The organism is Actibacterium ureilyticum (assembly GCF_002285435.1).
Lineage (GTDB): Bacteria > Pseudomonadota > Alphaproteobacteria > Rhodobacterales > Rhodobacteraceae > Actibacterium_C > Actibacterium_C ureilyticum.
In genome coordinates this window covers 1-11,527 of record NZ_NSBT01000036.1, presented here as the reverse complement: position 1 = coordinate 11,527, position 11,527 = coordinate 1, and the positions used below count along the sequence as shown (strand labels likewise).

10 protein-coding genes are annotated in these 11,527 nt (G+C 67.4%); 7 read left to right on the top strand and 3 right to left on the bottom strand.

Annotated elements, in window-relative coordinates; translation table 11 throughout:
• Positions 1 to 5 precede the first annotated feature (5 nt).
• A complete protein-coding gene (selD, locus tag CLM60_RS12325; protein ID WP_095589446.1) occupies positions 6 to 2,189 on the top strand; it encodes a selenide, water dikinase SelD in 2,184 nt (727 codons plus the stop codon).
• On the opposite strand, the gene mnmH is transcribed toward selD, so the two are convergent.
• From mnmH to CLM60_RS12310, 3 genes are read right to left on the bottom strand one after another with little or no spacing between them, the layout of a single operon-like run.
• The gene (gene mnmH, locus CLM60_RS12320; protein ID WP_095589445.1) at positions 2,176 to 3,237 is read right to left on the bottom strand and encodes a tRNA 2-selenouridine(34) synthase MnmH; all 1,062 of its coding nucleotides are present in this window, start codon (positions 3,235 to 3,237) and stop codon (positions 2,176 to 2,178) included. The genes selD and mnmH overlap by 14 nt on opposite strands.
• Positions 3,238 to 3,267: 30 nt before the next feature.
• Complete coding sequence (locus tag CLM60_RS12315) at positions 3,268 to 4,434, bottom strand: acetate/propionate family kinase (protein WP_095589444.1); 1,167 nt, start codon at positions 4,432 to 4,434, stop codon at positions 3,268 to 3,270.
• Positions 4,431 to 5,819: a bifunctional enoyl-CoA hydratase/phosphate acetyltransferase gene (locus CLM60_RS12310; RefSeq protein WP_095589443.1), complete on the bottom strand. Its 1,389-nt coding sequence runs from the start codon at positions 5,817 to 5,819 to the stop codon at positions 4,431 to 4,433. The genes CLM60_RS12315 and CLM60_RS12310 overlap by 4 nt, the downstream gene beginning before the upstream one ends.
• Before the next feature lie 303 nt (positions 5,820 to 6,122).
• Between CLM60_RS12310 and cysG the strand changes: the two genes are divergently transcribed.
• From cysG to CLM60_RS12280, 6 genes are read left to right on the top strand one after another with little or no spacing between them, the layout of a single operon-like run.
• Positions 6,123 to 7,517 (top strand): siroheme synthase CysG, encoded by a 1,395-nt coding sequence (cysG, locus tag CLM60_RS12305; RefSeq protein ID WP_095589442.1) that lies wholly within the window; start codon positions 6,123 to 6,125, stop codon positions 7,515 to 7,517.
• Positions 7,514 to 7,822: a DUF2849 domain-containing protein gene (locus CLM60_RS12300; protein ID WP_095589441.1), complete on the top strand. Its 309-nt coding sequence runs from the start codon at positions 7,514 to 7,516 to the stop codon at positions 7,820 to 7,822. Before cysG ends, CLM60_RS12300 begins: the two co-directional genes overlap by 4 nt.
• Positions 7,815 to 9,485 (top strand): nitrite/sulfite reductase, encoded by a 1,671-nt coding sequence (locus CLM60_RS12295; protein WP_095589440.1) that lies wholly within the window; start codon positions 7,815 to 7,817, stop codon positions 9,483 to 9,485. Before CLM60_RS12300 ends, CLM60_RS12295 begins: the two co-directional genes overlap by 8 nt.
• A complete protein-coding gene (locus tag CLM60_RS12290; protein ID WP_095589439.1) occupies positions 9,475 to 10,230 on the top strand; it encodes a phosphoadenylyl-sulfate reductase in 756 nt (251 codons plus the stop codon). The genes CLM60_RS12295 and CLM60_RS12290 overlap by 11 nt, the downstream gene beginning before the upstream one ends.
• Complete coding sequence (locus CLM60_RS12285) at positions 10,227 to 10,652, top strand: DUF934 domain-containing protein (protein WP_095589438.1); 426 nt, start codon at positions 10,227 to 10,229, stop codon at positions 10,650 to 10,652. The genes CLM60_RS12290 and CLM60_RS12285 overlap by 4 nt, the downstream gene beginning before the upstream one ends.
• A gap of 23 nt (positions 10,653 to 10,675) precedes the next feature.
• Complete coding sequence (locus tag CLM60_RS12280) at positions 10,676 to 11,521, top strand: ferredoxin--NADP reductase (protein WP_095589437.1); 846 nt, start codon at positions 10,676 to 10,678, stop codon at positions 11,519 to 11,521.
• The last annotated feature ends 6 nt before the right edge of the window (positions 11,522 to 11,527 follow it).

Sequence of the window (11,527 nt, the reverse complement as noted above, 5' to 3'; positions counted from 1 at the left end):
ACGGCATGAGGACACCCGACATCCCCCTGACGCGCGAACTGGTCCTGATCGGTGGCGGGCACACACACGCTTTGGTGCTGCGGTCCTGGGCGATGAAGCCGGTGCCGGGGGTGCGGCTGACGCTGATCAACCCCGGGCCGACCGCGCCCTATTCGGGGATGTTGCCGGGGATGGTCGCGGGGCATTACGACCAGCCGGATCTGCAGATCGATCTGGTGCGGCTGGCGCGGATTGCGGGCGCGCGGCTGGTGCTGGGGCGGGCGACGGGGATCGACCGGGAAGCGCGGCTGATCACCGTGCCGGGCCATGCCGATATCCATTATGACATCGCTGCGGTCGATATCGGCATCACATCGGACCTGCCCGATCTGCCGGGGTTCACCGAATTCGCCGTGCCCGCCAAGCCGCTGGGCGCCTTTGCCGACCGGTGGGAGGGGTTCGTGGCGACCGCCGGCGCATCGCCCCGCGTTCTGGTGATCGGGGCGGGTGTTGCGGGGGTCGAACTGTCGCTGGCCGCCGCCCATCGGCTGGCCAAGGCGGGCGTCAAAGGCCAGGTGGATCTGGTCGAGGCTGGGCCGACCGCCCTGCGCGATATCGGGGCGGGGGCGCGCCGGGCGCTGCTGGCGCAGCTCGACCATCACGCGGTGACGCTGCACACCGATGCGCGCATCGCTGCGGTGCTGGCCGATGGCGTGCGGTTGCAGGATGGGCGCGAATTGCGCGCCGATCTGGTCATCGGTGCCGCCGGTGCGCGGCCGCAGGGCTGGCTGGCCGAAACCGGGCTGGATCTGACCGACGGGTTCATCACCGTGGGCGCGGACCTGTCCAGCATCACCGATCCAGCGATCTATGCGGTGGGCGATTGCGCGCATATGGCCCATGCCCCGCGCCCCAAGGCAGGGGTCTATGCGGTGCGGCAGGCGCCCGTTCTGCTGCACAACCTGCGCGCCGATCTGACCGGCGGCACGCGGCGCGACTATCACCCGCAGCGCGATTACCTGAAGCTGATCTCGACCGGGCGGCAGCGCGCTGTGGCCGACAAGTTCGGCCTCAGGCTCGAAGGGCGCTGGCTGTGGAAGTGGAAGGACCGGATCGACCGGCGGTTCATGGACCAGTTCCGCGATATGCGCCCGATGGCGCCGCCGCCTGCGCCGGAGGGTGCCGCGCTGGGCGTGGCACAGGCGATGGGCGATGGCCAGCCCGTCTGCGGTGGCTGCGCGGCCAAGCCCGGCGCCGATGCGCTGCGCGGGGCACTGGCCAGCCTGCCCGCGCCGAAACGGGCCGAGGTTCTGACCGGCCCCGGCGACGATGCGGCGATCCTGCGCACGGGCGAAGGGTTTCAGGTGATGACAACCGATCATTTCCGCGCCTTCTGGGACGATCCATTTGTGCTGGGTCGGATCGCGGCGGTGCATGCGCTGGGCGACATCTGGGCGATGGGGGCCACGGCGCAGGTCGCGCTGGCACAGGTCACCTTGCCCCGGATGCACCCGCGCCTGCAACAGCACATGCTGCGCGAATTGTTGCAGGGTGCGTCGGAGATCTTCACGGGTGAGGGCGTGGATATCATCGGTGGCCACACCGCACAGGGGGCCGAGCTGATGGTGGGCTTCACCATTACCGGCCATCGCGATGCGGCCCCCATCGGCCAGAACGGCGCGCGTGCGGGCGATGCGCTGATCCTGACCCGGCCCGTGGGCAGCGGCATCGTTTTCGCGGCCGAGATGCAGGGCCGCGCCACGGGTGGCGTCGTGGCCGAAACGCTGGACCGGCTGGGGCAGTCGCAATCCCCGGCGGCGGCGGTGCTGGCGCCTGTGGCCCATGCGATGACGGATATCACGGGCTATGGTCTGGCCGGGCATCTGCTGGGGATCCTGCGGGCCTCGCACCTGTCGGCAGAGCTGTCTTTGGCTGATCTGCCGGTCCTGCCGGGCGCGCGGGCGCTGGCCGAAGATGGCGTGCGCTCATCGCTTGCCCCGGAAAACGAAAAGGCGCTGCAACATGTGATCGGCGAGATAGGCGCGGGGGATGCCGCGCTGATTTGCGATCCGCAGACGGCGGGCGGGTTGCTGGCCGCCGTGCCGGCGGATCAGGCGGCGCAAACGCTTCGGGATCTTCAGGCCGCCGGTGTCGATGCGGTGCAGATCGGGGCGTGCCAGCCCGGCACCGGCACGATCACGATCCGCTAAGCCGCGCCACCTGTTCGGCGATCCGGTCGGCCAGCCGATCCAGATCGTCGGGGGCCAGCCCGTCGCATGTCACCGTGGCCTTTACCCGGTCGGCATAACGTCCGCGCTGCTTGGCATAGAGGGGGTCGTAGTGGTGGCCCATCAACGCGCCCGCCAGATCCGCAAAGGCGCCCTGTTCGGCCAGCGCGCGCCAGTGGTCGATACGGTCGGCCGAATGCCGTGGCGCCAGCGCCTGCAGGGTCGCGGCCAGCCGCGCGGGGTCATTGGTGACATCCGTATAGCGCCGCGCCAGATACGCTGCGCGGGCGGGCAGGGGCGCGTCGACCATAATCCGGGGGGCGGCGCACATCGCCTGCCACAGGCTGGGTGGCAGGCTGCGTTCGCCCACGCGGCTCGATTCCGCTTCGACCAACACGGGGCGGGTGGGATCGAGCGCGGTGGCGGCCATGGCCAGCCGGGTTTCGAACGCCTTTTGCGCGGGCTGGCCGCCCGCCATCGCCCCGAAGAGCGAACCGCGGTGGTTCGCCATCCCCTCCAGGTCGATCACCTGTTGACCGCGCGCGGCCAACAGCGCCAGCAGGTCGGTCTTGGCGGTGCCGGTATTGCCGTCCAGCACGATCACCGGGCTGGGCCACGGTGTGTCATAGAGCGCCTGATTGACCAGCCGCCGATAGCTGCGATAGCCGCCGTCGATGGTTTCGGCCTGCCAGCCGATCTGGCGCAGGATCAGCGCAAACGACCCCGACCGCTGCCCGCCGCGCCAGCAATAGACCAGAGGGCGATACCCCTTGGGCCGGTCGGCCAGCACGGTGTCCAGGTGATGCGCCACGTTGCGGGCGACCAGCGCCGCGCCCAGCTTGCGCGCGGCAAACGGGTTTTGCTGTTTATAGATCGTGCCAACCCGCGCGCGTTCATCGTCGCTGAGGACCGGCAGGCTCAAAGCGCCGGGGATGTGATCCTCGGCGTATTCCGCCGGGGATCGGGCATCGATGATCTCGTCGAATTCCAGCGCCGTCAGGGCGGCCAGGTCGGGCAGGGCAATCGGCATGGGGTGTTTTAGACCGGGCGGCGCGCGTGCTCAACCAGCCGCGACCAGCGTGCGCGTGCGATTGGCGATGACCAGTTCCTCGTTCGTGGGGATGACGGCGGCGGCAACGGCGCTTTCGGCGGTGTGAAACAGTGTTTGATGCCGGTCGTTGGCGTCCGCGTCGATCGACAGGCCCAGCCAGCCGCAGCGGTCAGCCACCAGCGCGCGGACCTCGGCGGAATGCTCGCCGATCCCGGCGGTGAAGACAAGCGCGTCGAGGCCCCCCATCGCAGCGGCCAGCGATCCGACCGACAGGCTGGCGCGATAGGCAAAAAGTGCCACCGCCTCGGCGGCTTCGGGCGTTTTGCTGGCCAGCAGGTCGCGCATGTCGCTGCTCAGCTCGGAAACCCCCTTCAGGCCGGAGTGTTTGCCCAATAGTGTCTCGAGCCCGTCCGCATCATAGCCGTGGGTGCGTTGCAGGTGGATCAGCACGCCGGGGTCGATATCGCCGCAGCGCGTGCCCATCATCAGCCCGTCCAGCGCGGTGAAGCCCATGGTCGTCGCCACGCTGTGACGGTTCACCATGGCGCAGGCGCTGGCGCCATTGCCCAGATGCATGACGATCACGCGGCCCTCGGCCCGTGCGCCCAGCACCGAGGGCAGTTGGCTGGCGATATAGTCATAGCTGAGCCCGTGGAACCCGTATCGCAGCACGCCCTCGTCCGTCAGGGCGCGGGGCAGGGCGAAAAGCTGCGCCAGACGCGGCTGGGTGCGGTGAAAGGCGGTGTCGAAACAGGCCACTTGCGGGATGTCGGGCCAGACCGTCTGCAACGCCTCGATCCCCGCGATGTTGTGAGGCTGGTGGCCGGGGGCCAGGGGCGACAATGCGCGGATGCCGTCCAGCACGGCGGGCGTCACGACACAGGGTTCGCCGAAATCCCGCCCGCCATGCACCACGCGGTGGCCCGCGGCCACCACGTTCAGGTCGCTGGCATCGGCGCGCAGCCGGTCGGTCAGCCAGGTCAGCACCGGCTTGTGCCCGGCGTCATGGGGCAGCGGCAGCGGCTCGGCCGGGTGGTCCTCGGGGTGCCAGACGGCGCCCTGGCCGATCCGGTCGATCTGGCCGTGGGTGAGGGCATCGGCGCCGGGCGCGGCGCCGAAGATTGCGTATTTGACCGACGACGACCCGGCGTTCAGGACAAGGATCGCGTCGCTCATTCGGCGGCCGTCTTGTGGCGGACCACCAGTTGCGCCAGCGCCGCCGAGGCGATGCGCGACAGCCGCCCGTCGGCGCGGCTGGTCAGCATGATCGGCACCCGCGCGCCCATCACGATGCCGGCGGATTCCGCACCGGCCAGATACATCAGCTGTTTGGCGATCATGTTGCCGGCCTCCAGATCCGGTGCGATCAGGATATCGGCGTCCCCGGCCACGGGCGAGACGATTCCCTTCGTTTCGGCCGCGGCCTTGGAAATCGCATTGTCAAAGGCCAGCGGCCCGTCCAGCGTCCCGCCGGTGATCTGGCCGCGATCGGCCATCTTGCACAGCGCCGCGGCCTCGAGCGTCGAGGGGATCTTGGGATAGATCGTCTCGACCGCCGACAGGATCGCCACCTTGGGGTCGGGCGTGCCCAGGGCATGGGCCAGCTCGATCGCGTTCTGCACGATGTCGGCCTTGGTTTCGAGATCGGGGAAGATATTGATCGCCGCGTCGGTGATCAGCAGCGTCTTGGGATAGGTCGGCACGTCCAGCGCGAAGACATGGCTCATCCGGCGTTCGGTGCGCAGGCCGGTCGCCTTGTCGACCACCGCCGACATGATCTCGTCGGTGTGCAGCGCACCCTTCATCAGCGCCTCGGCCTTGGCGGCGCGCACAAGTTCGACCGCCTTGATCGCGGAATCGTGGCTGTGGGCGGCATCGACGATCTCGAGCCCCGAGATGTCGATCCCGTGTTCCTGTGCCACAGCGCGGATGCGGGCTTCGGGGCCGACCAGGATCGGCACGATCAGATCCTCTTTCATCGCCGCACAGGCCCCGTCCAGCGATGTTTCGTCACAAGGATGCACGATGGCGGTGCGGATCGGGTCCAGCGCGCGGGTCATGGCGATCAGCCGGTCATAGCCTTCGCCCGCGCGGTGCATGTGCAGCTCGGGCATCTCGGCGCGGGGGCGGCGGACCTTTTCGGTGGGGGCGATCACCGTCGCCTCGCCGCTGATCACGGTCGCCCCGCCGCCATTGGTGCATTCGCAATCCAGGATGACGTGGTTCTTGTCCTGTTTCTCGCGCACGGTCACGCGGGTGATCACGCGGTCGCCGATCCCGACGGGGCGGTGGAATTTCAGCGACTGATCGAGATAGATCGTCCCCGGCCCCGGCAATTCGGTGCCCAGCACCGCCGAAATCAGCGCGCCGCCCCACATGCCATGCGCGATGACCTTGTGGAACATGTCGTCCTTGGCATAGTCGGGATCGACATGGGCGGGGTTCACATCGCCCGAAACGATGGCAAACAGGTCGATGTCGCGGGCGGTCAGCACCCGCTCGATCTGGGCGCTGTCGCCGGGTTGCAGCTCGTCGAAGGTGCGATTCTCGATATATTGCATAGCCGCCTCTTTTGGGTGTCGGGGCCTCTCTGCGGTGCAGAATGCCCCAGCATTTCCCTGTTGTTAAGGCGGGATTCTCTCATAAACGTGACTGTGTTCCAGCGGATGCGGGATTTCGCGGGCGAAGGCCGTGTTTCATCAGGGGACGCTGCCCGGGGTCTGTGTTTCCGTGTTTTGGGATGGATTGGGAATTTATTCCGATATCTGCGTGGTATCTGCGCATATGGACTTATGAAAACCGCCATATAGCAAAATTACGGACGAATGTTCTATATCTGGGTCTGAAGCCCGGAGTAGCCCAACGTGAAGCATTTCCCGATCTACCTGTCGATGGACGGCCACACGATCCTTGTGGCTGGCGGTGGCGATGCCGCCGTCGCGAAGCTGCGCCTGTTGTTGAAGACGACGGCGCGGCTGCGGGTCTTTGCCGACAGCGCCGACGCGCAGATCCGCGACTGGGCGGCGCAGGGCCGGCTGGAATGGCTGCCGCGCGGGCTGCAGGTGTCGGACGCTGCGGGCGCGCGGCTGATCTATGCCGCGGCCGAGGATACCGTCGAGGACGCCCGCATCGCGGCCATCGGCGCTGAGGCCGGGGTGCTGACCAATATCGTCGATAACCTGGCCGACAGCGATTTCATCACCCCCGCCATCGTTGACCGCGATCCGGTGACCGTGGCCATCGGGACCGAGGGCGCGGCGCCGGTGCTGGCCCGCGCGATCAAGGCCGATCTGGAAGCGCGCTTGCCGCAGCAGCTGGGTGTGCTGGCGCGGATCGGCAAGCTGTTCCGCCCGCTGGCCGACCGTCTGCCGATGGGGCGCAAGCGGCGGGATTTCTGGGCCGACTATTACTTCGACGCGGGTCCGCGCGCGCTGGAACAGCAGGGCGAGGCCGCGTTGAACGCCACCCTGGCCGAGCTGTTGTTCGACCACCACGCCGCCGCCGCTCGCCCGGGCCGTGTCGATTTCGTGGGCGCGGGGCCGGGCGACCCGGAACTGCTGACGCTGAAGGCGCGCAAGCTGCTGGATAAGGCCGACGTGGTGCTGCATGACCGTCTGGTCAGTCCGCAGATCCTGGAACTGGCCCGGCGTGAGGCGCTGCTGGTCGATGTCGGCAAGGAAGGCTTCGGCCCGTCCACCCCGCAGGAGCGTATTCACCAGCTGATGGCCGAACACGCGGGCAATGGTGCCCATGTCGTGCGCCTGAAAGCGGGCGATCCGGGCGTTTTCGCGCGCCTGGACGAGGAGATCGGCGCGCTGGAAGAGGTCGGCATCGCCTGGGCCATCCATCCCGGGATCACGGCTGCGGCCGCCGGGGCCGCCCAGATTGGCCAGCCGCTGACGGCCCGTGGGCGCAACACCGCCGTCCGGTTCATGACCGGCCACGACATGAAGGGGTTCGCCGATCACGACTGGCGCGCGCTGGCGCGTCCGGGCGAGGTTGCCGCGATCTATATGGGCAAACGCAGCGCGCGCTTCGCCCAGGGGCGGCTGCTGATGCATGGCGCCGACCCGGCAACCCCGGTCAGTGTGGTGGAAAACGTTTCGCGCCCCGACACGCGCGTGGTGGGCACCACCCTGGCGGAACTGCCCGCCGCGCTGGACGACATCAACGGCCCCGCCGTGATCCTTTTCGGGCTGGCCCCGCGCGCGGCGGCCAGCATCACCAACACATTCGCATCGAAGGAGCTGGCGCTATGAGCCGCAAGTTCACCCCCAAGGTCGTGACCGCCAACCACCTGCTGGAGGGCGACGCCGTCTGGCTGACCGCCGACGACCAGTGGACCCCGCACATGCACAAGGCCGAGCTGATCGAGGACGAGGCCCACGCGCAACTGCGCCTTCTGCATGCCGAACAGCAACCCGATATCGTCGTGGGCGCCTATCTGGCCGATGCCCGCGCGGGCGATAACGGCCCCGAACCCACCCATTTCCGCGAGGCGTTCCGCACGCGCGGCCCCTCGAACTATGCCCATGGCAAGCAGGCGGAGGCAGGCAATGTATAACTATACCGAATTCGACGACGCGTTTCTGCGCGAACGTGTGGCGCAGTTCCGCGATCAGGTCGACCGCCGCATCGACGGCGCCCTGACCGAGGATGAATTCAAGCCGCTTCGGCTGATGAACGGGCTCTATCTGCAGCTGCACGCCTATATGCTGCGGGTGGCGATCCCCTATGGCTCGCTCGACGCGGCCAAGATGCGCCAGCTGGCCTATATCGCCGAACGCTGGGACAAGGGTTATGGCCATTTCACCACGCGCCAGAACATCCAGTACAACTGGCCCAAGCTTAAGGATGTGCCCGACATGCTGGCCGCGCTGGCCGATGTGGAAATGCACGCCATCCAGACCAGCGGCAACACGATCCGCAACGTGACCAGCGACCATTTCGCCGGTGCCGCCGCGGACGAAATCGAGGACCCGCGCCCCTGGGCCGAGCTGATCCGGCAATGGTCGACCGACCACCCGGAATTCCAGTTCCTGCCGCGCAAGTTCAAGATCGCCATCACCGGCGCGCCGAATGACCGCGCCGTGACCAAGGCGCACGACATCGGGCTGCGCATGGTGCGCGACGATGCCGGTGCGCCGGGGTTCGAGGTGATCGTGGGCGGTGGCCTGGGCCGCACCCCGATGATCGGCAAGGTCATCCGCGAGCACCTGCCGCCCGAAGATCTGCTGCCCTATCTGGAATCGATCGTCAGCGTCTATAACCTGTTGGGTCGGCGCGACAACAAGTACAAGGCGCGGATCAAGATCACCGTGCATGAAAACGGGCTGGACACCTATCGCGATCTGGTCGAGGCCGAATTCGTCAAGCGCCGCGCGGCCTTCGACGGGATCGACCAGCAGCTGTTCGCCGAAATCAACAGCCGCTTCCGCCGTCCCGATTTCATCGACGCGCCCGTCGATGCCTATCAGGCCGCCTATGACGCCGATCCGGTGTTCCGGTCCTGGGCCGATACCAACCTGTCCGCGCATGCCCAGCCGGGCTATGCCATCGTGACCGTGTCGATAAAGGCCCATGGCGCCACGCCGGGCGATGCCAGCGCCGAGCAGATGCGCGTGCTGGCCGATCTGGCCGAGGCATTCGGCCATGACGAGTTGCGCATCAGCCACGAACAGAATGTCGTGCTGCCGCATGTGCACAAATCCCACCTGCCGCAGGTCTTTGCCCGGCTCAAGGCCGCCGGGCTGGGCGCGGCGAATGTCGGGCTGGTGTCGGATATCATCGCCTGCCCCGGCATGGATTATTGCGCGCTGGCGACCGCCCGGTCGATCCCGATCGCGCAGCAGATCGCCACGCGGTTCGACGAGCTGAAGCTGGAACACGAGATTGGCGAATTGAAAATCAAGATCTCGGGCTGCATCAATGCCTGCGGCCACCACCATGTGGGCCATATCGGCATTCTGGGTCTGGATCGCGCGGGCGTCGAGAACTACCAGATCACCCTGGGTGGCGACGGCACCGAAACTGCCGAGATCGGCACGCGCACCGGCCCGGGTTTCCCAGCCGATGAAATCGTGCCCGCTATCGAACGGCTGGTCGACGCCTATCTGGAACACCGCGCGGATGCGGGCGAAACCTTCCTGGAAACCTATCGCCGGCTGGGCATGGCGCCCTTCAAATCGGCGCTTTACGACAGGGTGGCCGAACAAGATGCCGCTTGAAGCCCCCCTTGCCCCTGTCGCGGAACGCGTCGCGCATCTGAACGAGCGCTATCGCAACCACGCGGCGAAGGCGGTGCTGGAACGTGCGCTGACCGACCCCCAGGTCGGGCGCATCGCGCTGGTGTCGTCCTTTGGCGCGGAATCGGTGGTGCTGCTGCACATGCTGTCGGTGCTGGACCGGTCGGCTCCGGTGATGTTCATCGACACCCAGATGCTGTTTCCCGAAACGCTGCAATACCAGACCGAGGTGTCGGAAAAGCTGGGCCTGACCGATGTGCGGGTGATCCGCGCGCGCCCCGCCGCGCTGGCCGCCCATGACCCCGACGGGCTGCTGCACCGCCAAAGCACCGATGCCTGCTGCAACCTGCGCAAGGTCGAACCGATGGAGCGCGCGCTGGAGGGGTTCGACGCCTGGATCACCGGACGCAAACGGTTTCAGGGCTCGACCCGTGCCGCGCTCGATTTCTTCGAGAACGAGGGCGACCGGCGGATCAAGATCAACCCGCTGGCCCACTGGGCGCCGCAGGACGTGCAGGATTACATGATCAACAACCGCCTTCCCCGGCATCCGCTGGTGGCGCAGGGCTATCCGTCGATCGGCTGCGCCCCCTGCACCAGCAAGGTCGCCCCGGGCGAGGACCCGCGCGCGGGCCGCTGGCGCGACGAAGACAAGGAAGAATGCGGGATTCATTTCATCAACGGCAAGGTCGTGCGCGGCCCGCTGCCGAAAGGAGACGCGGCATGAGCATCATCGTGACCGATACCGGGTTCGCGCCCGACGAATGGCCGGGCGCATTTGCCACGCTGGATGCGCTGGCCGAAGTGAAGGACCGTTCGGTGGTGGGGCTCGACCTGCCGTCCGACACCGATCCGGCGCTGCTGGGCGCGCTGACCGACGGGATCGACATGATCCGGATCGATTTCCCGTCCTCGGCCGATGGGCGCGGTTTCACCCTGGCGCAGCGGCTGCGGCTGCTGGGCTATCAGGGGCGGCTGCGCGCGCGCGGCCATGTGCTGTGCGAGCAATACGCGATGGCGCGCCGGTCGGGCTTTGACGAGGTCGAGATCTCGGACGATCTGGCCGCGCGCCAGCCCTGGCCCTTGTGGGAATCCCGCGCCAACTGGCAAAGCCACAGCTATCAGAACCGCCTGCGCGGCAGCGCCTGAGCAAAATAAATCCGAGAGAGACCATGACCGATCAAAGACCCGTCGCGGGTGCCGCCCGCGCCCTGCCCACCCTGCCCGATGCGCAAACCGTGACGGCGGTGACACACTGGACCGACCGGCTGTTTTCCTTCCGCGTGACGCGGCCCGCTTCCTTGCGGTTCCGGTCGGGCGAGTTCGTGATGATCGGTCTGATGGGCGATCCCGACCCCAAGACCGGCAAGCAGAAACCGCTGCTCAGGGCCTATTCCATCGCCTCGCCTTCCTGGGATGAGGAGCTGGAATTCTACTCGATCAAGGTGCAAGACGGCCCGCTGACCAGCCGGTTGCAGCATATCCAGCCGGGCGATCAGATCATCCTGCGGCCCAAGCCCGTGGGGACGCTGGTCCATGACGCGCTGCTGCCGGGCAAGCGGCTGTGGCTCTTTGCCACTGGCACCGGGTTTGCGCCCTTCGCGAGCCTGCTGCGCGACCCGCAGACCTTTACCGATTATGACGAGGTGATCATCACCCACACCTGCCGCGAGGTCGGCGAGCTGGCCTATGGCGCGGCGCTGATCGACGAAATCCGCGGCGATGAGATGCTGGCCGAGCTGATCGGCGAGGGCTTCGCCGACAAGCTGCGGTACTATCCCACCACGACCCGCGAGCAGAGCCCCAAGATGGGCCGCATCACCGACCTGATGCGCGCGGGCGAGGTGTTCGCCGACCTGGGTGTCGCGCCACTGAGCCCGGAAACCGACCGCGCGATGGTCTGCGGCAACCTGGCCTTCAACCTGGAGATCAAGGAGCTGCTCGAAGGCTATGGCCTGACCGAGGGCGCCAATTCCAAGCCCGCCGAATACGTGGTCGAAAAGGCGTTTCTGGACTGACGGGCG